16 protein-coding genes and 3 rRNA genes are annotated in these 23,897 nt (G+C 67.9%); 3 read left to right on the top strand and 16 right to left on the bottom strand.

What is annotated here, in order from left to right; all coding sequences use genetic code 11:
• Nucleotides 1–11: 11 nt before the first annotated feature.
• The 14 genes from rrf to argC all read right to left on the bottom strand — a co-directional run bounded on the left by rrf (nucleotide 12) and on the right by argC (nucleotide 17,722).
• Nucleotides 12–128 (bottom strand): 5S ribosomal RNA (gene rrf, locus ASG53_RS07355).
• Between the two features lie 78 nt (nucleotides 129–206).
• A 23S ribosomal RNA gene (locus ASG53_RS07350) occupies nucleotides 207–3,318 on the bottom strand.
• Nucleotides 3,319–3,722: 404 nt separating this feature from the next.
• Nucleotides 3,723–5,246: ribosomal RNA gene (locus ASG53_RS07345) — 16S ribosomal RNA — on the bottom strand.
• The 16S, 23S and 5S rRNA genes sit together here, the layout of an rRNA operon.
• An 874-nt stretch (nucleotides 5,247–6,120) precedes the next feature.
• Nucleotides 6,121–7,383 carry a tyrosine--tRNA ligase gene (tyrS, locus tag ASG53_RS07340; protein WP_056130345.1) on the bottom strand — a complete coding sequence of 421 codons (1,263 nt, stop codon included), beginning with the start codon at nucleotides 7,381–7,383 and terminating at the stop codon, nucleotides 6,121–6,123.
• A 43-nt stretch (nucleotides 7,384–7,426) separates the two neighbouring features.
• Nucleotides 7,427–8,116: a DNA-3-methyladenine glycosylase gene (locus tag ASG53_RS07335; protein WP_056130343.1), complete on the bottom strand. Its 690-nt coding sequence runs from the start codon at nucleotides 8,114–8,116 to the stop codon at nucleotides 7,427–7,429.
• A complete protein-coding gene (locus ASG53_RS07330; protein ID WP_056130340.1) occupies nucleotides 8,113–8,700 on the bottom strand; it encodes a (d)CMP kinase in 588 nt (195 codons plus the stop codon). Before ASG53_RS07330 ends, ASG53_RS07335 begins: the two co-directional genes overlap by 4 nt.
• A 108-nt stretch (nucleotides 8,701–8,808) precedes the next feature.
• Entirely contained in the window at nucleotides 8,809–10,308 is a 1,500-nt protein-coding gene (argH, locus tag ASG53_RS07325) for an argininosuccinate lyase (RefSeq protein WP_082543845.1), read from the bottom strand.
• Nucleotide 10,309: 1 nt separating this feature from the next.
• Nucleotides 10,310–11,554 (bottom strand): argininosuccinate synthase, encoded by a 1,245-nt coding sequence (locus tag ASG53_RS07320; protein ID WP_056130337.1) that lies wholly within the window; start codon nucleotides 11,552–11,554, stop codon nucleotides 10,310–10,312.
• A 125-nt stretch (nucleotides 11,555–11,679) separates the two neighbouring features.
• Nucleotides 11,680–12,207: an arginine repressor gene (locus ASG53_RS07315; protein ID WP_056130335.1), complete on the bottom strand. Its 528-nt coding sequence runs from the start codon at nucleotides 12,205–12,207 to the stop codon at nucleotides 11,680–11,682.
• Complete coding sequence (argF, locus tag ASG53_RS07310; RefSeq protein ID WP_056130332.1) at nucleotides 12,204–13,148, bottom strand: ornithine carbamoyltransferase; 945 nt, start codon at nucleotides 13,146–13,148, stop codon at nucleotides 12,204–12,206. The genes ASG53_RS07315 and argF overlap by 4 nt, the downstream gene beginning before the upstream one ends.
• A 2-nt stretch (nucleotides 13,149–13,150) precedes the next feature.
• Nucleotides 13,151–14,446, bottom strand: coding sequence for an acetylornithine transaminase (locus tag ASG53_RS07305; protein ID WP_056130330.1), 1,296 nt, complete (start codon nucleotides 14,444–14,446; stop codon nucleotides 13,151–13,153).
• Entirely contained in the window at nucleotides 14,443–15,471 is a 1,029-nt protein-coding gene (gene argB, locus ASG53_RS07300; protein WP_056130327.1) for an acetylglutamate kinase, read from the bottom strand. The genes ASG53_RS07305 and argB overlap by 4 nt, the downstream gene beginning before the upstream one ends.
• Nucleotides 15,468–16,643 carry a bifunctional glutamate N-acetyltransferase/amino-acid acetyltransferase ArgJ gene (argJ, locus tag ASG53_RS07295; RefSeq protein ID WP_056130324.1) on the bottom strand — a complete coding sequence of 392 codons (1,176 nt, stop codon included), beginning with the start codon at nucleotides 16,641–16,643 and terminating at the stop codon, nucleotides 15,468–15,470. The genes argB and argJ overlap by 4 nt, the downstream gene beginning before the upstream one ends.
• Nucleotides 16,640–17,722 carry an N-acetyl-gamma-glutamyl-phosphate reductase gene (gene argC, locus ASG53_RS07290; RefSeq protein ID WP_056130321.1) on the bottom strand — a complete coding sequence of 361 codons (1,083 nt, stop codon included), beginning with the start codon at nucleotides 17,720–17,722 and terminating at the stop codon, nucleotides 16,640–16,642. The genes argJ and argC overlap by 4 nt, the downstream gene beginning before the upstream one ends.
• Nucleotides 17,723–17,784: 62 nt before the next feature.
• Between argC and ASG53_RS07285 the strand changes: the two genes are divergently transcribed.
• From ASG53_RS07285 to ASG53_RS07275, 3 genes are all read left to right on the top strand, one after another.
• On the top strand, nucleotides 17,785–18,540 hold the full coding sequence (locus ASG53_RS07285; RefSeq protein WP_056130318.1) for an alpha/beta hydrolase: 756 nt from the start codon (nucleotides 17,785–17,787) through the stop codon (nucleotides 18,538–18,540).
• A gap of 67 nt (nucleotides 18,541–18,607) precedes the next feature.
• Nucleotides 18,608–19,591, top strand: a complete 984-nt coding sequence (locus ASG53_RS07280) for a quinone oxidoreductase family protein (RefSeq protein WP_056130931.1) — start codon at nucleotides 18,608–18,610, stop codon at nucleotides 19,589–19,591.
• A 106-nt stretch (nucleotides 19,592–19,697) separates the two neighbouring features.
• A complete protein-coding gene (locus tag ASG53_RS07275; RefSeq protein WP_056130316.1) occupies nucleotides 19,698–19,958 on the top strand; it encodes a hypothetical protein in 261 nt (86 codons plus the stop codon).
• Between the two features lie 212 nt (nucleotides 19,959–20,170).
• Here the strand turns inward: ASG53_RS07275 and pheT are convergent, their stop codons facing one another.
• A complete protein-coding gene (gene pheT, locus ASG53_RS07270) occupies nucleotides 20,171–22,738 on the bottom strand; it encodes a phenylalanine--tRNA ligase subunit beta (protein WP_056130313.1) in 2,568 nt (855 codons plus the stop codon).
• Nucleotides 22,738–23,838, bottom strand: a complete 1,101-nt coding sequence (pheS, locus tag ASG53_RS07265; RefSeq protein ID WP_056130305.1) for a phenylalanine--tRNA ligase subunit alpha — start codon at nucleotides 23,836–23,838, stop codon at nucleotides 22,738–22,740. Before pheS ends, pheT begins: the two co-directional genes overlap by 1 nt.
• Nucleotides 23,839–23,897: the final 59 nt, after the last annotated feature.

Below are 23,897 nucleotides of genomic sequence, written 5' to 3'. Positions count from 1 at the left end.
GTTGAATGGTTGTCCGGCGGCGACCTACTCTCCCACACAGTCTCCCGTGCAGTACCATCGGCGCAGAGGGGCTTAGCTTCCGGGTTCGGAATGGGACCGGGCGTTTCCCCCTCGCTATGACCGCCGTAACTCTATTGGGTTGTCAACCGGTTCTCGGCCGTTACCCGAGAACCGCACAGTGGACGCGTAGCACACAAAATTTGAGTGTTATCAAGTTGTCGGCTTATTAGTACCGGTCAGCTCCGAGAGTCGTTAGTCCTCTCTTCCACATCCGGCCTATCTACCCAGTGGTCTGCTGGGAGCCTCTCGARGGTCAAGCCCTCATGGAAACCTCATCTTGAAGCAGGCTTCCCGCTTAGATGCTTTCAGCGGTTATCCCTTCCGAACGTAGCCAACCAGCCGTGCTCCTGGCGGAACAACTGGCACACCAGAGGTTCGTCCGTCCCGGTCCTCTCGTACTAGGGACAGCCCTTCTCAAGTTTCCTGCGCGCGCAGCGGATAGGGACCGAACTGTCTCACGACGTTCTAAACCCAGCTCGCGTACCGCTTTAATGGGCGAACAGCCCAACCCTTGGGACCTACTCCAGCCCCAGGATGCGACGAGCCGACATCGAGGTGCCAAACCATGCCGTCGATATGGACTCTTGGGCAAGATCAGCCTGTTATCCCCGGGGTACCTTTTATCCGTTGAGCGACGGCGCTTCCACAAGCCACCGCCGGATCACTAGTTCCGACTTTCGTCCCTGCTCGACCTGTCAGTCTCACAGTCAAGCTCCCTTGTGCACTTGCACTCGACACCTGATTGCCAACCAGGCTGAGGGAACCTTTGAGCGCCTCCGTTACATTTTAGGAGGCAACCGCCCCAGTTAAACTACCCATCAGGCACTGTCCCTGATCCGGATTACGGACCGAGGTTAGATGTCCAGAGCGACCAGAGTGGTATTTCAACGTTGACTCCACGAACACTGGCGTGCCCGCTTCACAGTCTCCCACCTATCCTACACAAGCCGCACCGAACACCAATACCAAACTATAGTAAAGGTCCCGGGGTCTTTCCGTCCTGCTGCGCGTAACGAGCATCTTTACTCGTAGTGCAATTTCGCCGAGTTCACGGTTGAGACAGCGGAGAAGTCGTTACGCCATTCGTGCAGGTCGGAACTTACCCGACAAGGAATTTCGCTACCTTAGGATGGTTATAGTTACCACCGCCGTTTACTGGGGCTTAAATTCTGAGCTTCGCCTTGCGGCTAACCCGTCCTCTTAACCTTCCAGCACCGGGCAGGCGTCAGTCCGTATACATCGTCTTGCGACTTCGCACGGACCTGTGTTTTTAGTAAACAGTCGCTTCTCCCTGGTCTCTGCGGCCCTTGCACGCTCCCCCAGCAAGTGGGWTCACGCTCCGGGCCCCCCTTCTCCCGAAGTTACGGGGGCATTTTGCCGAGTTCCTTAACCATGATTCTCTCGATCGCCTTAGTATTCTCTACCTGATCACCTGAGTCGGTTTAGGGTACGGGCGGCTTGAACCTCGCGTCGAAGCTTTTCTYGGCAGCATAGGATCACCAAATCCCCACCTAGGGTGGGTCCCGTCAGATCTCAGGCTATATGAACAGCGGATTTGCCTACTGTTCGCCCTACGTCCTTAGACCGAGACAACCGTCGCTCGGCTTGGCTACCTTCCTGCGTCACTCCTGTTAATACGCTTACCTACTACAAGTTCGGGTCCCGCGCTCCCCTGAGTCCTCAGCCCCGAAGGGCCTGTGGACCAGGCTTGGGCGGTTAGCATCACCTGGCTCGGTATGGGCGGTTCTTCGCCGGTAGGAGAATATCAACTCCTTGTCCATCGACTACGCCTGTCGGCCTCGCCTTAGGTCCCGACTTACCCAGGGCGGATTAGCCTGGCCCTGGAACCCTTGATCATTCGGCGGACGGGTTTCTCACCCGTCTTTCGCTACTCATGCCTGCATTCTCACTCGTGTAGGCTCCACCACTGGGTTACCCCGCAGCTTCACTGCCCACACGACGCTCCCCTACCCATCCACACACCTGGACCACGAAGGCCTGGTTATYATGTGAATGCCACAGCTTCGGCGGTGTACTTGAGCCCCGCTACATTGTCGGCGCGGAATCACTTGACCAGTGAGCTATTACGCACTCTTTCAAGGGTGGCTGCTTCTAAGCCAACCTCCTGGTTGTCTGTGCAACTCCACATCCTTTCCCACTTAGCACACGCTTAGGGGCCTTAGCTGGTGGTCTGGGCTGTTTCCCTCTCGACTATGGAGCTTATCCCCCACAGTCTCACTCCCGCGCTCTCACTTACCGGCATTCGGAGTTTGGCTAACGTCAGTAACCTTGTAGGGCCCATCGGCTATCCAGTAGCTCTACCTCCGGCAAGAAACACGCGAGGCTGCACCTAAATGCATTTCGGGGAGAACCAGCTATCACGAAGTTTGATTGGCCTTTCACCCCTACCCACAGGTCATCCCCCCAGTTTTCAACCTAGGTGGGTTCGGTCCTCCACGCGGTCTTACCCGCGCTTCAACCTGCCCATGGGTAGATCACTTCGCTTCGGGTCTAGACCCAGCGACTCATTCGCCCTATTAAGACTCGCTTTCGCTACGGCTTCCCCACACGGGTTAACCTCGCCACTGAGCACTAACTCGCAGGCTCATTCTTCAAAAGGCACGCTGTCACCCCTGCTAAGGAGGCTCCAACGGATTGTAGGCACACGGTTTCAGGTACTATTTCACTCCCCTCCCGGGGTACTTTTCACCTTTCCCTCACGGTACTTGTCCGCTATCGGTCACTAGGTAGTATTTAGGCTTATGAAGTGGTCTTCACGGATTCACACGGGATTTCTCGGGCCCCGTGCTACTTGGGATCCCCTTCGGGAGGTCACGTCATTTCGTCTACGGGGGTCACACCCTCTACGCCGGGCCTTTCAATGCCCTTCGACTATAACGAGACTTTCTGACTCCCTGACAAGCCGGCAGACTCATCTGAAAGGTCCCACAACCCCGCCCATGCAACCCCTGCCGGGTATCACACATGAACGGTTTGGCCTGTTCCGCTTTCGCTCGCCACTACTCACGGAATATCTCTTCCTGTCGGTACTGAGATGTTTCACTTCCCGACGTTCCCTCCACACACCCTATATATTCAGGTGCGGGTAACACGACATAACTCGTGCTGGGTTTCCCCATTCGGAAATCCTCGGATCACAGTTCGTTTGCCAACTCCCCGAGGCTTATCGCAGGCTACTACGTCCTTCATCGGCTCCTAGTGCCAAGGCATCCACCCTGTGCCCTTAAAAACTTGACAACAAAAAATTGCAAAGAACCAAAGATAAATCTTTGATCTTACAAAGATGCTCGCGTCCACTGTGCAGTTCTCAAGCTACGGACGATCCCACCCAACACCACCGCCTACCCCCGAGCAAAGCTCAAGAGCGGTTCAACTGGTTCAGGGTGACCCGTGTCGTGGCAACACACCATGCTGACAAGACGCCCGTGCCTTCAGGACCCAACAGTGTGCTCATGTCCCCASCCCTTGAACCGATCCGTTCCAACCAGACGAAGCTGGTGTACTTGCATCGACCCTCAAGCTGAGTCCTAGTCAATGTTCCACCCGTGAGCAACCACCCACACCCTCATTCGGAGTGTGGAAGTGGCCACCTGAACCCKRCCGGGGTAGTCCCCGRMWCRAGCCAGTGTGTAGCTCCTTAGAAAGGAGGTGATCCAGCCGCACCTTCCGGTACGGCTACCTTGTTACGACTTAGTCCCAATCGCCAATCCCACCTTCGACGGCTCCATCCCACAAGGGGTTAGGCCACCGGCTTCGGGTGTTACCGACTTTCGTGACTTGACGGGCGGTGTGTACAAGGCCCGGGAACGTATTCACCGCAGCGTTGCTGATCTGCGATTACTAGCGACTCCGACTTCATGGGGTCGAGTTGCAGACCCCAATCCGAACTGAGACCGGCTTTTTGGGATTCGCTCCACCTCGCGGTATCGCAGCCCTTTGTACCGGCCATTGTAGCATGCGTGAAGCCCAAGACATAAGGGGCATGATGATTTGACGTCATCCCCACCTTCCTCCGAGTTGACCCCGGCAGTCTCCTATGAGTCCCCACCATAACGTGCTGGCAACATAGGACGAGGGTTGCGCTCGTTGCGGGACTTAACCCAACATCTCACGACACGAGCTGACGACAACCATGCACCACCTGTACACCAGTCCGAAGACGCACACATCTCTGCATGATTCCGGTGTATGTCAAGCCTTGGTAAGGTTCTTCGCGTTGCATCGAATTAATCCGCATGCTCCGCCGCTTGTGCGGGCCCCCGTCAATTCCTTTGAGTTTTAGCCTTGCGGCCGTACTCCCCAGGCGGGGCACTTAATGCGTTAGCTGCGGCGCGGAACTCGTGGAATGAGCCCCACACCTAGTGCCCAACGTTTACGGCATGGACTACCAGGGTATCTAATCCTGTTCGCTCCCCATGCTTTCGCTCCTCAGCGTCAGTAGTGGCCCAGTGACCTGCCTTCGCCATCGGTGTTCCTCCTGATATCTGCGCATTCCACCGCTACACCAGGAATTCCAGTCACCCCTACCACACTCTAGTCTGCCCGTACCCGATGCAAGCTCAAGGTTGAGCCTTGAGTTTTCACACCAGACGCGACAAACCGCCTACGAGCTCTTTACGCCCAATAATTCCGGACAACGCTTGCGCCCTACGTATTACCGCGGCTGCTGGCACGTAGTTAGCCGGCGCTTCTTCTGCAGGTACCGTCACTTTCGCTTCTTCCCTACTGAAAGAGGTTTACAACCCGAAGGCCTTCATCCCTCACGCGGCGTCGCTGCATCAGGCTTTCGCCCATTGTGCAATATTCCCCACTGCTGCCTCCCGTAGGAGTCTGGGCCGTGTCTCAGTCCCAGTGTGGCCGGTCGCCCTCTCAGGCCGGCTACCCGTCGACGCCTTGGTGAGCCATTACCTCACCAACAAGCTGATAGGCCGCGAGTCCATCCTTGACCGAAAAACTTTCCAGACGCCGACCATGCGGTCGCGTCTCGTATCCGGTATTAGCCCCGGTTTCCCGGAGTTATCCCAGAGTCAAGGGCAGGTTACTCACGTGTTACTCACCCGTTCGCCACTGATCAACCAGAGCAAGCTCTGATGTCACCGTTCGACTTGCATGTGTTAAGCACGCCGCCAGCGTTCGTCCTGAGCCAGGATCAAACTCTCCGTAAATGTTTGCTATCAACCCGAAACCAGTTAACAACCATACGAAGCAAGCCTCCCTGCAAAGAGAGAACTTGATTAATCAAGGCTACAAACCGAAAACTTGCGTTTTCAATTCATACCAAATAAACCTTGCCACCAGACCAGCCCCGACCGAAAAGCCGAGCACCAATCCAAGACAAGGGGTCTTGGCATTGACTATTAAGCACACTGTTGAGTTCTCAAGGAGCGGACGCGCATCACCCGTTCACTCATTACTGAGCGTCTGGCGTGAGGTGAGTTCTCAAGGAGCGGACGCGCATCACCCGTTCACTCATTACTGAGCGTCTGGCGTGAGGCAACCGTTCAAACTTACCCGACTCGCTTCCCTGCGTCAACTCGCCGTTTCCAGCGCGYTAACCCGGTCAAGCGGGCCTGGTGAAGACTACCTGATCTTCGCGGCCCCTCGAACCACTCTTCCGAGCTGTCCGAACCGCAGCCAGACAGTGTCACCACCGTCCGAACCAGGCCCTCCACACTACCAGGCGCAGGCGAACCTGCGAAGCCTTCATGCAGAGGATGCCGAACCCCGGGACCAGCCACTTCGCGCCGGCTCCGAAGAGCTTCGCAGTGGTGTCTGTGTCTCCCAGTCGGGCTGACGTCNGCCTTCATGCAGAGGATGCCGAACCCCGGGACCAGCCACTTCGCGCCGGCTCCGAAGAGCTTCGCAGTGGTGTCTGTGTCTCCCAGTCGGGCTGACGTCCAGAACATTACGGTGGTGTGAACACGAGCGTCAAGCCCGCTCCCGGTGACCGCAGTCACTCTCCGGTCTGCCGCACACTACCTAGACGCAGATCGGCCCCCGTCCGGGCAGGACGGGGGCCGACGGCACGACATGGTCAGGTCAGGCGCGCGCCTTGACGACCCCGAGCGTCTTCTTCCCGCGGCGCAGCACAGCGGCGCGACCGTGCAGGAGGTCCGACCCGGACAGCACGGCGTCGTCTCCGACGACCTTCGTGTTGTTGACGTAGACCCCGCCCTCCGCGACGGCCCGACGAGCGGCGCCCTTCGAGGCGACCAGACCAGCCGCGACCACCAGGTCGACGATCAGGTCCCCGGGCGCCCCGTCGGTCTCGGGCAGCTCGGCGACCGCCGCCACGAGGGTCTGCTCGTCGAGGCTCGACAGCTCCCCACGTCCGAAGAGCGCCTGGCTCGCCGCGATCGCAGCCTCGGTCGCGCCAGCACCGTGGACCAGTGTGGTGACGTCGCCGGCCAGTGCACGCTGAGCCTCACGGGCCGCAGGCCGCTCGGCGACGGCGGCCGCGAGCTCGTCGATCTCCTCAGCCGTACGGAACGTGAAGATCTTCAAGAACCGCACCACGTCGGCGTCGTCCGAGTTGAGCCAGAACTGGTAGAAGGCGTACGGGCTCATCATCTCCGGGTCGAGCCACACGGCCCCGCCCTCGGACTTGCCGAACTTCGTGCCGTCGGCCTTGGTGATGAGCGGCGTCGTGAGCGCGTGGACCGAGCGCTGCTCGGACTTGCGGATGAGCTCGACCCCCGACAGCAGGTTGCCCCACTGGTCGTTGCCGCCGGTCTGCAGCGTGCAGCCGTGACGACGGTTGAGCTCGAGGTAGTCGATCCCCTGGAGGATCTGGTAGCTGAACTCCGTGAAGGACAGACCCTCGCTGCTCTCGAGCCGGCGCGCGACGGTGTCCTTGGCCAGCATCGTGCCCAGCCTGTAGTGCTTGCCGATGTCCCGCAGGAAGTCGATCGCTGTCAGCTCACCCGTCCAGTCGAGGTTGTTGACCATCTGCGCGGGGTTGTCACCGTCGAAGTCGAGGAATCGCGAGATCTGCGAGCGCAGACGCTCGACCCACTCGGCGACGATCTCCCGGGAGTTGAGGACCCGCTCCCCCGACATCCGCGGGTCGCCGATCAGTCCGGTCGCCCCGCCCACGAGCGCGATGGGGCTGTGCCCGGCGAGCTGCAGGTGGCGGAGCAGGAGGAGCTGGACGAGGTGTCCGTGGTGCAGGCTCGGTGCTGTCGGGTCGAAGCCGCAGTAATACGTGACCGGGCCGCCGTCGAGCGCTTCGCGGAGCGCGTCCATGTCGGTGGTCTGGCTGATCAGCCCACGCCAGGTGAGCTCATCGAGAACGTTGGTCACTGCTGCTCCTCGTCTAGGGGTTGGCCCGACCATTCTGCCCTCTTCAGCGTCGGCGCGGGGACACGGCCCTGTAGGCGGAGACCGTCGGCTCCCCGGCGAGCCAGAGCCTCCAGGGGAAGAGCTCTCCGTCTCCCCCCGGACCGCTGACGCCGACCCGGGGACCTCGCACGACAGCACCAGGCTGGACAGCGGATGTGCCGACCGATGCCACAGTCGGCTGCGACGTAGAGACAGAGAGCGTGAGACACCCTCCGGGCTCGAGCAGGTCCGCCCCGTCATGGTCGACCCCGACCCCCAGCGCGACCGCGAGCCGGGCCGGACCGCGGGCCAGGTCGCGCGCAGTCTTGGCGACTCCGCGCTCTGTCCGTCGGGCCAGTGCGAGCGGCTCCCCGTCGATCACCTCGGCTCCCCGCAGGAGCACCGCAGACGGAGAGCCCTCAGGTCCCGCGACGACGTTGAGGCAGGTGTGCAGCCCCAGGTGCCTGTAGGCGTAGAGGTGCCCGCCCGGCAGGGCCATCGACCGGTTCCGCAGGGTCACACCACGCGCCGCGTGCGAGCCCGGGTCGTCGAGGCCGCCGTACGCCTCGACCTCGGTCAGCCGGAGCGTCACAGACCCCTCGGGCGTGCTGTGCGTGAGGTGTGCGCCGAGCAGGCCTGCTGCGACGTCGAGGACAGGTCGTGCGAACCACGCGCGACCTGGATCGTGCTGTGCCGGGGAGACCGCGGCGCTCACGCAGTCTCCGTCGGTCCGAGCCCGGTGATGTTCCCGGAACCGTCGAGCCGGACGTGGCTCCGCTCGGCCGTCCGGTGCTCCGCGTAGAGACGGCGTTCTTCGACCATCCAGGTGGTCCACTGGTCCCGCGCGCCGTCACCGTCGCGGAGCATGCCGCGCTCGAGCCGCACGTCGTCCTCCGCCTCGACCCAGATGATCACCGGCGAGTAGGGCGCGGTCGTGAGTGCTGCCGAGTTGCAGCCCTCGACCACGAGGGTGTCCGCGAGCGGCACGGTGTGCCGCTCGGCATAGAGGCCCAGCGGCCAGTCGTACCTGCGGTACCGACCCGGGACCCCGTGGGCCAGCGGCTCGAGGACCCACTCGTGCAGCTTCTGGGCGCCCTCGGCGAGCCCGGTCCACCCTGGGTAGAGGTCGTCCATGTGGATGACCTGGGCGGGCAGCGCCCGGCCGAGCTGGTCCGCGAGGGTCGTCTTGCCGGAGCCTGCAGGCCCGTCGACGCAGACCAGGCGCATGCCGCCCAGACCTGCCGGGGCCTCGGCGACGACCTCGAGGATCAGGTCCAGGACGTCGGCGGGGACGGTCATGAGCCGTGTCCGTCGTTCGTGCTCATGCCGTCCCCGTCCATCGTGCCTGTCGTGCTCTTCGTGCGTGCCGTGCTGGTGCTGCTCGCTGCGTCCTCCCAGGAGGACTGCTCAGCCGTTGACCCAGAACCTGTACTCGGCGATCTGGACCTTCGCCGCCTCGAGCTGCTCCGCCACGCGGACCGGAGCGGTCCCGCCCGCGGCGTCGCGCGAGCGCAAGGAGCCCTCGACCGTCAGCACCTCGCGGACACCTGGCGTCAGGTGCTCGGAGATCTCCGCCAGGTTGGCGTCGCTGAGGTCCCACAGCTCGATCCCGCGGTCTTCGCACACCCGGACGCAGGCACCCGCGACCTCGTGGGCCACCCGGAACGGGACACCCTGGCGGACGAGCCACTCGGCGATGTCTGTCGCGAGCGAGAAGCCCTGCGGGGCGAGCTCGGCCATGCGACCGGTGTCGAAGGTGAGCGTCGAGACCATCCCGGCGAAGGCCGGCAGGAGCACCGTGAGGGTGTCGACCTGGTCGAACACCGGCTCCTTGTCCTCCTGCAGGTCGCGGTTGTACGCGAGCGGCAGGCCCTTGAGGGTCGTCAGCAGCCCCGTGAGGTCACCGACCAGACGCCCGGCCTTGCCGCGCGCGAGCTCGGCGATGTCCGGGTTCTTCTTCTGCGGCATGATGCTGGACCCGGTCGAGTAGGCGTCGTCCAGACGGACGAAGCCGAACTCCTTGGTGTTCCAGACGATGATCTCCTCGGCGAACCTCGAGAGGTCGATGCCGAGCATCGCCGAGACGAAGGCGAACTCGGCGACGACGTCGCGGCTCGCGGTCCCGTCGATCGAGTTCTCGACCGCTCCGTCGAAGCCGAGGTCGGCGGCGACGGCCTCGGGGTCGAGCCCGAGGGACGACCCGGCCAGGGCACCCGACCCGTAGGGCGAGCGCGCAGCACGGACGTCCCAGTCGATGAACCTGTCGACGTCGCGCAGCAAGGGCCACACGTGCGCGAGCAGGTGGTGCGCGAGCAGCACAGGCTGAGCGTGCTGGAGGTGCGTGCGACCGGGCATCGCGGCGTCCGGGTGCGCAGCAGCCTGCTCGACGAGGGCGTCGGCGACGTCGAGCACCAGCCCGCCGATGACCTTGCCCTCCTCGCGCAGGTACATGCGCACGAGCGTCGCGATCTGGTCGTTGCGCGACCGGCCGGCGCGCAGCTTGCCCCCGAGCTCGCTGCCGGCTCGCTCGATGAGACCGCGCTCGAGCGCGGTGTGCACGTCTTCGTCGGCGAGCAGCGGGAGGAAGTCCCCCGACGCCACGTCGGCCGAGAGGACGTCGAGCGCCTCGAGCATCGCCGTGAGCTCGTCCTCGGACAGCAGACCTGCCGAGTGCAGGACCCGCGCGTGAGCCCTCGAGCCCTCGATGTCGTGCTGGGCGAGCCGCCAGTCGAAGTGCGTCGACTGCGAGAGCGCGGCGAGGGCCTGGGAGGGGCCGCCGGCGAACCGGCCGCCCCACAGGCTCACGGGTGCCGCACCGGTCGCACCGACCTGCGTGCCCGCAGCCGCCTCGACGGCTGCGGGCTCAGTCGGGGTCGACGAGGGGTCCGACGGAGTGAGGTCCGTCATCTCAGGCCTTCGACCCGGGGAGGTCGGCACCGGTGAGGTCCACGCCGTTGCCGAACTTCACGTCGCGGGCTGCCGAGAGCTTGGCGGTGAGGCCGAAGATCTCGATGAAGCCACGAGCCTGCGACTGGTCGAAGGAGTCGCCCTCGTCGTAGGTGGCGAGGTTGAAGTCGTAGAGGCTCGCCTCGGAGCGGCGGCCGGTGACCGTCGCGCGGCCACCGTGCAGGACCATGCGGATGTCGCCCGACACGTAGCGCTGGGTGTCGTCGATGAAGGTCTCGAGGGACTTCTTGAGCGGCGAGAACCACATGCCGTCGTAGACCAGCTCGGTCCAGCGCTGCTCGACGGTCCGCTTGAAGCGGGCCTGCTCGCGCTCGACGGTGACGTTCTCGAGCTCCTGGTGCGCGGCGATGAGGGCCATCGCGCCGGGGGCCTCGTAGATCTCACGAGACTTGATGCCCACGAGACGGTCTTCGACGATGTCGATGCGGCCCACGCCCTGGGCGCCGGCGCGACGGTTCATCTCCTGGATCGCCTGGAGCGGCGTCACGGCGACACCGTCGAGGGCCACGGGGATGCCCTGGTCGAAGGTGATGACGACCTCGTCGGCGACCGGCGGGAAGGTCGGGTCGTCCGTGTAGCTGTAGACGTCCTTGGTCGGACCGTTCCAGATGTCCTCGAGGAACCCGGTCTCGACGGCGCGGCCCCACACGTTCTGGTCGATCGAGAAGGGGTTGTGCTTGGTCGTCGCGATCGGGAGCTTGTGCTGCTCCGCGTAGGCGATGGCCTTCTCGCGGGTCAGCGCGAGGTCACGGACCGGTGCGAGGCACTTGAGGTCCGGGGCGAGCGAGGTGATGCCGACCTCGAAGCGGACCTGGTCGTTGCCCTTGCCCGTGCAGCCGTGGGCGACGGTCTGCGCGTCGAACTGACGGGCGGCACGCACGAGGTGCTTGACGATGATCGGGCGGGAGATCGCCGAGACCAGCGGGTAGCGGTCGAGGTACAGGCCGTTGGCGCGCAGCGCCGGCATGCAGTACTCCTCGGCGAACTCGTCACGGGCGTCCGCGACGTACGCCTCGACGGCGCCGCAGTCGAGGGCTCGCTGACGGATGACCTCGAGGTCTTCACCGCCCTGGCCGACGTCGACGGCCACCGCGATGACCTCGGCTCCTGTGCGCTCGGCGATCCAGCCGATGGCGACGGAGGTGTCCAGGCCGCCGGAATAGGCGAGCACGACGCGTTCTGTCATGGCACTTCACTTTCTCAAGATGGTGAGGGACAAAGTCTGTCATCCGTCGAGGCCACCGCTGGTCGGGTGGTCGTCTGGCGGACGGCGGGCTCGGCCGGAGGTCCGGTCGAGCCGTGGTCTCGGGGTCAGGTGCTGTCGCTCGCGAGCCCGACGAAGCGGGCGGCGAGCTCGTCGCCGCCGCTCACGTCACGGGCGATCACGAGGACCGTGTCGTCTCCGGCGATCGTGCCGAGCACACCTGTGAACACCGAGTGGTCGATCGCCGAGGCGAGGTACTGGGCGGCGCCGGGCGGGGTGCGCAGCACCACGAGGTTCCCGGACGCCTCGGCCGAGACGAGGAGCTCTCCGCAGAGCCTGGAGAGCCTGGCGGCGAGGAACTCGGCGTCGGCCGTGGTCTGCACGGTACGGTCGCCACCCTCGCCGGGGATCGCGTAGACGAGCACCCCGGACGAGGTGCGCACCTTCTCGGCCCGCAGCTCGATGAGGTCGCGCGAGAGCGTCGCCTGCGTCACGTGCAGGCCGTCGGCGGCGAGCGCCTTGGCGAGCTCCGCCTGGGAGTGGATCTGCTCGCGGGCGAGCAGGTGCACGATGCGCGCGTGCCGTGCCGCCTTGGTGGCCGGCACGCTCCCGACCGGGACGGCGGCGAAGGTCATGACTGCCCCAGGAGCCACGTCATGAGCGCCTTCTGCGCGTGCAGCCGGTTCTCCGCCTCGTCCCAGACGACCGACTGCGGCCCGTCGATCACCTCGGCGGTGATCTCCTTGCCGCGGTAGGCCGGGAGGCAGTGCAGGACGAGCGCGTCGGGCGCCGCGTGGGCGAGCAGCGCGGCGTCGAGCCTGTAGGGCACGAAGGGCTCGGCGCGCTCGGCGGCAGTGGCCTCGTCGCCCATCGAGACCCAGGTGTCGGTCGCCACGGCGTCAGCGCCGGCGACGGCTGCGGCCGCGTCGGAGGTGACGGTGACGGACCCGCCTGTCTGCTCGGCGATCGCCGCCGCGGCCGCGAGGATCTCGGCGTCAGGCAGGTACCCCTCGGGTGTGCCGACCCGCACGTGCATGCCGGCTGTGACTCCTCCGAGGAGGTAGGAGTGCGCCATGTTGTTCGCGCCGTCGCCGACGTAGGCGAGGGTCTGACCGGCCAGGGCCGCGACCCCGCCGCGATGCTGGGCGATCGTCACGAGGTCGGCGAGGATCTGGCACGGGTGGAAGTCGTCGGTGAGCGCATTGACCACGGGGACCCCGGCGACCGCTGCCATCTCGTCGATGCGCGACTGCGCGTGGGTGCGCCACACGATCATCGAGACCTGGCGTCCTAGGACGCGGGCGGTGTCGGAGATCGACTCCCGCACACCGATCTGCGCGAGGTTGCCGTCGAGGACGAGAGGGTAGCCCCCGAGCTCGGCGATGCCTGTCGCGAAGGAGACCTGGGTGCGCAGCGTGGGCTTGTCGAAGATCACCGCGACGGCCTGCGGGCCCGCGAGGGGCTTCTCGAGGTGCCTGTCGGCGCGCAGCCGCAGCGCGAGCTCGAGGACCTCGGCCTGCTCGGCAGGGCTGAGGTCGTCGTCGCGCAGCATGTGGCGGATCGTCTGGGCGGTCATCGTCAGGCCTCCGTGGTGAGGTCGGCGGGGTCGGTGGGCAGGGCGAGCTCAGCAGGCAGCCCTTCGAGGAAGGCGACGAAGTCGTCCACCTGCTCGCGGGTGAGGATCAGCGGGGGCGCCAGGCGCAGCGCCGTCGGCGTGACAGGGTTGACGATGAAGCCCGCGTCGAGGGCGCGGGAGGCCACGTCGGCCGACACCGGCGCCGCGAGCTCGATGCCGACGAGCAGGCCTTCGCCGCGCGTCCCGACCACGAGCGGGTGCCCGGTCTCGGCGAGCCGGCTCCGCAGGTGGTCGCCGACAGCCGTGACCGAGGCGAGCAGGCCGTCACGCTCGATCACGCCGATGGTCGCGAGTGCCGCGGCGGACGCGACAGGGTTGCCGCCGAAGGTCGTCCCGTGCTGGCCGCGTCCGAGCAGCGCCGCTGGTCCGTGACCGTAGGCGACGACGGCACCGATCGGGAACCCTCCGCCGAGACCCTTGGCGAGCGTGACGACGTCGGGGACGATCCCGCCGCCGAGCTGCGGGAGCTGGTGGGCGAGCCACGAGCCTGTCCGGCCCATGCCGGTCTGCACCTCGTCGAGGATCATCAGCGCTCCGTGCTCACGGGTGAGCTCGCGGGCGCGCTGCAGGTAGGACGCGGAGACCGGCCGGACACCGGCCTCGCCCTGGATCGGCTCGAGGAACAGCGCGGCGACGTCGCTCGTGGCGGGGTCGCCGGCGAAGGCCGCCTCGAGGGCGTCGAGGTCACCGAAGGGCAAGAACTCGACCCCGCCGGGCAAGGGCTCGAAGGGCTCGCGGTACGCGGCCTTCGACGTGAGGGCGAGCGCCCCCATGCTGCGACCGTGGAAAGACCCCTCGAGCGCGAGGATCCGCGGGCGCCCCGTGCGGCGGGCCATCTTGAAGGCCGCCTCGTTCGCCTCCGTCCCCGAGTTGGAGAAGAAGACGCGCGAGCCTTCGGGCGCCGCAGCGAGCTCGAGCAGCCGTTCCGCGAGCGCGATCTGGGTCGGGGTCCCGAAGAAGTTCGAGACGTGGCCGATCGTGCCGAGCTGTGCGCTGATCGCCGCGGTGAGCGTCGGGTGCGCGTGGCCGAGGGAGTTCACGGCGATCCCGCCGAGGAGGTCGAGGTACCGGCGACCGTCGGCGTCCCACACGTAGGCGCCCTCACCACGGACCAGCACGCGCTGGGGCGGGCCGAAGGTGTCCATGACGGCCCCCGAGTAGCGAGACGTCCACTCGGCACCGCTGCCGGGACCTGCGAGGTCTGCGGTCGTGTCGCTGCGGGGGTCGAGGGCGCTCACTGCGGGTCTCCGTCGGTCGTGGGGGTGGTGGTGCCGGAGCTGATGGCCGGCGCCGAGATGGTCGGCGGGTTGAGCCTGCCGTCGCTGTCGGGGACGACCATGGTGCCGATCCCGCGGGTGGTGAAGACCTCCATGAGGACCGAGTGCGCGACCCGCCCGTCGATCACGTGGGCCTCGCGCACTCCCCCGCGGACGGCACGCAGGCAGGCTTCCATCTTCGGCACCATGCCCGACTCGAGAGACGGCAGCAGGGTGTCGAGCGCGGAGGCCGTGATCTGGCTGACGAGGGACGTGCGGTCAGGCCACGAGGTGTAGAGGCCCTCGACGTCGGTCAGCACGATGAGCTTGCGGGCGCGCAGTGCGACCGCGAGCGCGGCGGCGGCCGTGTCCGCGTTGACGTTGAGCACCTGGGTGGGGTCGAGGATGTCGGGGGCGACCGTCGAGACCACCGGGATGCGCCCGGCGTCGAGGAGGTCCTGGACGGCGCGCGGGTCCACGTCGACGACGTCCCCGACGAGCCCGACGTCGACGGCCTCGCCGTCGACTGTCGCGTGGCGGCGGCGGGCACGGAGCAGTCCGCCGTCTTCACCGGAGAGCCCGACGGCGTGCGGGCCGTGGGCGTTGAGCAGCCCGACGAGCTCGCGGGAGACCTTGCCGGTGAGCACCATGCGGACGACGTCCATGGCCTCGGGCGTGGTGACGCGCAGCCCGCCGCGGAACTCGCTCTCGATGCCCAGGCGTCCGAGCATCTCGGAGATCTGCGGTCCGCCGCCGTGGACGATGACCGGCCGCAGGCCGACCTGGCGCAGGAAGACCATGTCTTCGGCGAAGGCCGCCTTGAGCGTGTCGTCGATCATGGCGTTGCCGCCGTACTTGACCACGACGAGGGCGCCGTGGAACTGGCGGAGCCACGGGAGGGCCTCGAGGAGGACCTCGGCCTTCTGGGAGGGGCTGAGGTCTTCGCCGACGTCGATCCCGCTGAGGTCGAGCGGGGCGTCGGGTGCGCTGGGGGTCTGGTCGCTCATGAGGAGTACGCGCTGTTCTCGTGGACGTAGTCGTGCGTGAGGTCGTTGGTCCAGACCGTGGCCGTGGCGTCGCCTGCGTGCAGGTCGACGAGCACCCGGACCTCGCGCTGGGCGGCGAGGTCGACGAGGTCGCGGTCCTCGCCCACTCCCCCGGCGCGGCACACCTGGACGCCGTTGATCGACACGTCGAGGGTCGTGGCGTCGAAGCTGGCGACAGACTCGGGGACGGTGCCGACGGCCGAGAGGACGCGGCCCCAGTTGGGGTCGTTGCCGAAGACAGCTGCCTTGAAGAGGTTGGAGCGGGTCACGGCCCGGGCCACCGCGACGGCGGCGTCCTCGGAGTGCGCGCCGACGACCTCGACGGCGATGTCGTGGCTGGCGCCCTCGGCGTCGGCGACGAGCTGGCGGGACAGCGAGGCGCTCACCTCGGTGACGGCTGCGGCGAGCTCGTCGAGGGTCGGCGTCTGCCCGCTGGCACCCGAGGCGAGCAGCACGACGGTGTCGTTGGTCGACATGCAGCCGTCGGAGTCGACGCGGTCGAAGGTCGCCGTGGTCGCGGCGCGCAGGGCGGCGTCGGCCGTCGCGGCGTCGACGACGGCGTCGGTCGTGATGACCGAGAGCATGGTCGCCAGGCCGGGTGCGAGCATCCCGGCCCCCTTGGCCATCCCGCCGACGGTCCAGGTCCCTGTCGTGGTCTCGACGGTGACGACGGCGGTCTTGGCGACGGTGTCTGTCGTCATGATCGCGTGCGCGGCGTCGGTCCCGCCGTCGGTGCTGAGCGCGGTGACTGCGGCGTCGACGCCCGGGAGCAGCTTGTCCATGGGCAGGCGGACACCGATGAGTCCTGTCGAGCAGACGATCGTGTCCCCCGCGGAGACGCCGAGGGCGTCAGCGGTGTGCTCGGCGGTGCGGTGCGTGTCGAGGAAGCCCTCGGGTCCTGTGCACGCGTTCGCGCCGCCCGAGTTGAGGACGACGGCGCTCGCGCGGCCGTCGGCGACGACCTGGCGGGACCAGGTGACAGGGGCGGCGACCACGCGGTTGGAGGTGAAGACCGCGGCCGCGACGTCGAGTGGGCCGTCGTTGACGACGAGGGCGACGTCGGGCTTGCCCGTCGACTTGAGGCCGGCGGCGGTCCCTGCGGCCCGGAAGCCCTGTGCTGCGGTGACGCTCACGGTGCGACTCCTTCGGTGGTCAGGCCCAGGACCTGCGGGAGGCCGAGCGCTGTGTTGATCGACTGGACGGCGCCGCCTGCGGTGCCCTTGACGAGGTTGTCGATCGAGGTCACGGTCACGACGCGGCCGGCGCGCCGGTCGAGGGCCACCTGCACGAGGGCTGTGTTCGACCCGGCCGTCATGGCTGTCGTGGGCCACTGCCCCTCGGGGAGCAGCTCGACGAAGGGCTCACCCTCGTAGGCGTCGGACCACGCGGACCGCAGCTGCTCGAGGGTGGTGCCCTCGGCGCCGCCGGCGAGGCGGGCGGTGGCTGTCGCGAGGATGCCACGGGACATGGGCACGAGGACCGGCGTGAAGGAGATCGTCACGTCGCCGGCCCCGGCGACCTGGAGGTTCTGCACGATCTCCGGGATGTGCCGGTGCGTGCCGCCGACGGCGTAGGGCTGCGCAGACCCGAGGGCCTCGGAGGCGAGCAGGTGCGTCTTGAGGCTCTTCCCGGCGCCCGAGTACCCGACCGCGAGGACGGCGACGAGGTCGTCGGTGCTCAGCAGGCCTGCGGCGACCCCAGGCTGGAGGCCGAGCGTCACGGCGGTGACGTTGCACCCCGGGACGGCGATCCGCCGGGTGGAGGCGAGCAGCTCTCGCTGCTTGGTGTACTCGACCTGGCTGTCCACGGTCGAGACGCGCAGCAGCTCGGGGAGCCCGTAGGTCCACGTGCCTGCGTGCTCGGAGCCGTAGAACTCCTGCCAGGCGGCGGGGTCCACGAGGCGGTGGTCTGCGCCGAGGTCGACGACGAGCACGTCGTCAGGCAGCTGGGCGGCGATCGCGCCGGAGGCGCCGTGCGGGAGGGCGAGGACGACGACGTCGTGGCCCAGCAGGTGCTCGACGGCCGTCGGCAGCAGCTCGCGGTGCGCGAGGGAGCGCAGGTGCGGGTGGTGGGCACCGAGCAGGGTGCCCGCGTTGGAGTGGGCGGTGACCGCCCCGACGGTGAGCTCAGGGTGCCCGGCGAGGAGACGGAGCGTCTCGCCTCCGGCATACCCGCTGGCTCCGGCAACTGCCACGGTGAACGTCATGTGCATAACAATACACAAGACTGTGAGTTGATACAGCCGCCCTCGGTACAGACCTCTACGCTGGGACGATGACTGCCGCACCCCTCACCCTCGCACCCCGCCCCGACGTCGACCACCGAGGTTTTGTCCTCGTCCTGGCCGGGGGCGGCTACGCCCACCGCGCCGAGCACGAGTCCGTCGACGTCGTCGCGTGGCTCTCCAGCCACGGAGTCGCGAGCGGCTATCTCGACTACGCGATCGCCCCCGAGCGCTATCCGACAGCCCTCGACCAGGTGCTCACCGCCCTCGCCGAGCTCCGCGCCGGCGTGCACGGCGAGATCACCGGTCCTGTCGCCGTCCTCGGCTTCAGCGCCGGCGGGCACCTCGCAGGCACCGTGCTCACCGCGACCGACGACGACGTCGCCCGCGTCCAGGCTGCCGCCGCACCAGGACTGACCGTCTCCCGCCCCGACGCCGCGGTCCTGTGCTACCCGGTGACCTCGCTCGTGCGGACCCCGCACGTCGGCTCCCGCGAGAACCTGCTGGGCGAGCACGCCGACGACGCCGGGCTCGCGAGCGCCCTGAGCACCGAAGAGCGCGTCGACGCCTCGACGGGGCCAGCATTCCTGTGGCACACCGCGGACGACGAGACCGTGCCGGTCAGCCACAGCCTCGGCCTCGCCGCAGCCCTCGGCGAGCACGGCGTGCCGTACGAGCTGCACGTCTACCCGACAGGTCGTCACGGCCTCGGCCTCGCGCCGGGCAGCGGTACGGTCGAAGAGTGGACCACCGCCGCGCTGCGCTGGCTCCACGAGCAGGGCATCGGCCCGGTCCAGGACGCCTGACGCGCAGCCACACCCGATCCGAGCGAGGAGCACCATGACGCCCGAGCAGCACCCCGAGAACCAGACCATGCACGCCGTCGTCGCGACCGCCGCCGGCGGGCCCGAGGTCCTGCGTCACGACACCGTGGACGTCCCGTCCCCGGGACCTCACGACGTCCTCGTCCGGGTGGCCGCTGCGGGCGTGAACTTCATCGACACCTACAGGCGCTCGGGCGTCTACAGCATCGACTACCCGAGCATCCTCGGGTCCGAGGGGTCCGGCGTCGTCGAGGCCGTCGGGTCAGAGGTCTCCGACGTCGCCGTGGGCGACCACGTCGCCTGGTCCGACGCGCCCTCGTCCTACGCCGAGCTGGTCGTCGTCCCGGCGGCCCGGACGCTGCACGTCCCCGGCGACGTCGACCTCCAGGTCGCCGCAGCCCTCCCCCTGCAGGGCATGACCGCCCACTACCTGGCGACCTCGACGTACCCGCTCGGCCCGGGCGACACCGCCCTCGTCCATGCCGGAGCCGGCGGGGTCGGCCTGCTCCTCACCCAGCTCGCGGCAGCCCGCGGGGCGCGTGTCCTCACGACGGTCTCGACCGAGGAGAAGGCTGCGCTGTCACGGGCCGCCGGGGCGAGCGAGGTCGTCAACTACCGCGAGATGACCGACCTCACGACCGAGCTGCCGGCCCGTGTCCGCGAGCTCACAGGCGGTGCGGGCGTCCACGTCGTCTACGACTCCGTCGGCAAGGACACCTTCGACGCCTCGCTCGCCTCGCTGCGCCGACGCGGCATGCTCGTGCTCTTCGGCGGGTCCTCGGGCCAGGTGCCGCCCGTCGACCTCCAGCGGCTCAACGCAGGCGGCTCGCTCTTCGTCACCCGCCCGACCCTCGGCGACTACGTCGCGACCCGTGAGGAGCTCGTGCTCCGTGCCGGCGAGCTCTTCGACGCCGTGCGGGCCGGGACCCTCGACGTGCGGGTCGAGCACACGTACCCGCTCGCCGAGGCGGCCGAGGCACACCGTGCGCTCGAGGGCCGACGCACGACGGGGAAGGTGCTGCTGGTCCCGTGACCAGCGCGAGCCGTCTCCACGGCAGCCACCGCGACCCCGACACCCACGGACGAGCGACAGCCGGGTCGGGCCGAGCGTGCTCCGAGCGCCCGGCTAGGCTCGTCGCATGAACCATTCCTGGGCCGACGGCGGCTACGAGAGATCCGAGCCCGGTCCGTCGCGCGGAGCACGGATCGCCCTCACAGTCCTCGTCGTCCTGAGCACGGCGGTCGGCGCCGCGTGGTACGCCAAGGTCGGCATGGACCAGTCGAAGCAGGAGTGCTACGCGCAGCGCCCCGCGGGCATCAGCATCTCCGAGGTGACGACCACCTTCCGCTGGCTCCCGCCGGGCTACGACTGCAGCTACGTGCAGGACGGGACAGTCTGAGCCTGCTGTAGCCAGTCACGGACCGAGGTCTCGCCCGCGACTGAGCCACCCACACCTGGCGCACGACTCACGCCCCAGCCTTGTCAGACCACGCACGAGGGCCGGTACCCCAGGATCGCTCCTGAGGTACCGGCCCTCGTGTCGTCACCGGCCGCGTGCGGGGTCAGCCCTCGTACATGGTCGGCTCTCGTGCGTGGTGGGCAGAGCCGCTGTCAGGCGCGCAGCTCGGCCCCGACCCGTGCGGCGGCCGACGCGACAGCCGCCTCACGGACGGCGACGGCGTCCTGCGCCGTGAGCGTGCGGTCCTGCGCACGCAGCCGCAGCGAGAAGGCGAGGGACTTCTTGCCCTCCCCGAGCTGGTCACCTGTGAACACGTCGAAGAGACGCAGGTCTTCGAGGAGCTCTCCAGCACCGTCGCGCACGGCGTCGAAGACGTCCTGCGCCGGCACCTTGGCGTCGACCACGAGCGCGAGGTCTTCCTTGGCGAGCGGGAAGGTCGAGACCGGGGCCGCCTGGCGGGGCTCGGTCGGCGCTGCCGCGACGAGCGCGTCGAGGTCGAGCTCGAAGGCGACGGTCCTGGCGGGCAGCGACAGCTGCTCGAGGACCTTCGGGTGCAGCTCACCGGCATAGCCGACGACTGCCCCGTCCGCGAGGGTCACCGCTGCGCACCGACCCGGATGCCAGGGTGCCCGGTCGTTCGTCGAGACGAGGTCGACGTGGGCGCCCACCCGGTCCGCGACGAGCCGGACCGCCGCGACGGCGTCGGTCCAGTCGGCTGCCCGGCCTGCACCCCACCAGCCCGAGAGCTCGATGGAGCCGGCCAGCACACCGGCGACGAACCGGGGCTGGGCGGGGACGGCCGCAGCGACCGCTGCCAGCTCCTCGTCGCTCGGACGCTGCCCGACGGGGAGCGCCGGAGCAGCCGGGGCCCCGACCACGGGGAGCGTGACGAGCCCGAGCTCGAAGAGCGCGAGGTCGGTGCGCCCGCGGGCGACGTTCCGTCGCGCGGTGTCGAGCAGGGTCACCAGCAGCGACGACCGCATCTGCCCCTTCTCGGCCGACATCGGGTTGACCAGGGTCAGCATGGTGCGACGCTCGTCGTCAGCGGCGAGACCGAGCTCGTCGAGCTGGTTCTGCCCGACGAAGGGATAGCTGAGCACCTCGACGAGACCGCTCTCGGCGAGCCCGCGCGCCACCGAGCGGCGCGCGCGCTGACCGCGGGTGAGACCACGACCGGCCGGGGCGACGGGGAGGATCGACGGGATCTGGTCGTAGCCGACCAGGCGCGCGACCTCTTCGACGAGCTCGGCGGCACCGACGAGGTCGGGCCGCCAGGACGGCACCTCGACGGAGAGCAGACCTGCCGCTGCGTCGACCTCGGTCACCGTGCACCCGATCTGCTCGAGGGTGCCGACCACCTGGTCACGCGTGTAGGGCACGCCGACGAGGCGCTCAGGCTCTGACAGGAGCATCTGGAGCGCCGGACGGGGGGCCACGACGTCGAGGTCGCTGACGGCCGGGTCGGCCGTGCCACCCCCGTGCTCGACGAGGAGGTCGACGACCCGCTGGGCCGCCACGTCCGCGAGCCTCGGGTCCACGCCGCGCTCGAAACGCTTCGCGGCCTCGCTCGGCAGCCTGTGCCGACGTGCTGTGCGGGCGACCGAGACCTGGTCGAAGTGCGCAGCCTCGACGAGCACGTCGGTCGTCGTGTCGGAGACCTCGGTCTCCGCCCCGCCCATGACACCCGCGAGACCGAGGACGCGCGCCCCACGACCCCCGGCGCTGTCGGTGATGAGGAGGTCTTCGACGTCGAGCACGCGGTCCGTGCCGTCGAGGGTCACAAGCCGCTCCCCCGCGGTAGCCCTGCGCACCACGACGGGCGCGACCAGGGTCGAGAGGTCGTAGGCGTGCAGGGGCTGGCCGAGGTCGAGCATGACGTAGTTGGTCACGTCGACAGCGAGCGAGATGGGTCGCATGCCCGCCTGCGTGAGCCGGCGCTGCATCCAGGCCGGAGACGGCGCCGTCGGGTCGATCCCGCGCACGACGCGCGTGACGAAACGGTCGCAGCCCGGGACACCGTGGACCGGGGCGTCGTCCTCGACGACCACCTCGAACCCGTCGGCGGTCGCGGCGGGCAGCTCTGCGGTCGCCAGACCCGGGTCGCTGAAGGCGGCTCCCGTCGAGTGCGCGTACTCCCGGGCGACACCGCGCATCGAGAAGCAGTAGCCGCGGTCGGGGGTCACGTTGATCTCGAGGACCTCGTCCCCGAGACCGAGCAGCGCGACGGCGTCGGTCCCCGGCTCGACGTCAGGGTGCACGGCCGGGTCGAGGACGATGATCCCGTCACCGCCCTCCCCGAGACCGAGCTCGCTCGTCGAGCAGATCATGCCGTCGGACACATGGCCGTAGGTCTTGCGGGCCGCGATCGGGAACGGGCCAGGAAGGACGGTCCCGGGCAGCGCAGCGACGACGAGGTCACCCTCGACGAAGTTGTGCGCACCGCAGATGATCCCGCGCGGGACCGTGGGCTGACCGTCGTCGTCGAGGGTGTTGTGCGCCCCGACGTCGACCTGGCACCAGTTGATCACCTTGCCGTTCTTCTGAGGCTCCTTGACGAGCGAGAGCACCCGTCCGACGACCAGGGGCCCGGTCACCGCCGCGCCGTGGACCTCTTCTTCTTCGAGCCCGACGCGCACGAGGTCGGCCGCGAGCTGCTCAGCCGTCAGACCGGCGGGCAGCTCGACGTGCTCACCGAGCCAGGACAGGGGGATCAGGGGCATCAGAGGTCCATTCCGAAGTGCTGGGAGAAGCGGACGTCGCCCTCCACCATGTCGTGCATGTCGGCGATGCCGTGACGGAGCATGAGCGTGCGCTCGATGCCCATGCCGAAGGCGAAGCCTGTGTACTCCTGCGGGTCGATGCCCGCCGCGAGGAGCACGTTGGGGTTGACCATGCCGCAGCCGCCCCACTCAATCCAGCCTGCGCCGCCCTTCTTCTGCGGGAACCACAGGTCCATCTCGGCGCTCGGCTCGGTGAAGGGGAAGAACGAAGGACGCAGACGCGTCTTGGCGTCAGGTCCGAACATCGCCTTCGCGAAGTGGTCGAGCGTGCCGAGCAGGTGCGCCATCGTCAGGCCCTTGTCGACGGCAAGCCCCTCGACCTGGTGGAAGACCGGCGTGTGCGTCGCGTCGAGCTCGTCGGTGCGGAACACCTTCCCGGGGCACGCGATGTACAGCGGGAGCTCGCGCTCGAGCAGCGTGCGGGCCTGGACCGGCGAGGTGTGGGTGCGCAGCACGAGACCAGAGTCGCCGTCCTCGACCCCGGGGGTCCGGGCGAAGAAGGTGTCCTGCATCTGGCGGGCCGGGTGGTCCGGGCCGAAGTTGAGGGCGTCGAAGTTGAACCACTCGGCCTCGACCTCGGGCCCCTCGGCGATCTCCCACCCCATGGAGACGAAGAAGTCGGCGACGCGCTCCTGGATGAGCTCGAGGGGGTGGCGAGCACCCTCCAGACGACGGTCGACGGGGAGCGTCACGTCGACGGCCTCCTCGACGAGCACCCGGGCGTCACGCTCGGCCTCGAGCTCGACCTGGCGGGCGGACAGCGCCTGGTTGATCCGGCCGCGGGCCGGGCCGAGGATCTTGCCGGCGGTCGCCTTGTCGGGGCCCTGGAGGCCGCCGATCTCACGGTTGGCCAGGGCGATCGGGCTGCGGTCGCCGGTCACGGCTGTGCGCACGGCGCGCAACGCGTCGAGGCTGTCCGCGCCGGCCACGGCCTGCAGGGCTGCGTCGACGGCAGCCGAGACGGCGTCGGCGTCGAGCGGTGAGATGGCCGTGGTGCTCGCCGTGGGTGCAGCCTGCGCTGCGGGGTCAGGGGTGGACATACGTGCCTTCCGGGCTCGGTCGTACGGTCGTCGCGGTCGGGTGGACCCGCGTCGATCTT

This window comes from Sanguibacter sp. Leaf3, from assembly GCF_001425965.1.
Taxonomy (GTDB): Bacteria; Actinomycetota; Actinomycetes; order Actinomycetales; family Cellulomonadaceae; genus Sanguibacter; species Sanguibacter inulinus.
The sequence above is the reverse complement of the archived record's forward strand: the minus strand, read 5'-3'. Positions and strand labels throughout refer to the sequence as shown.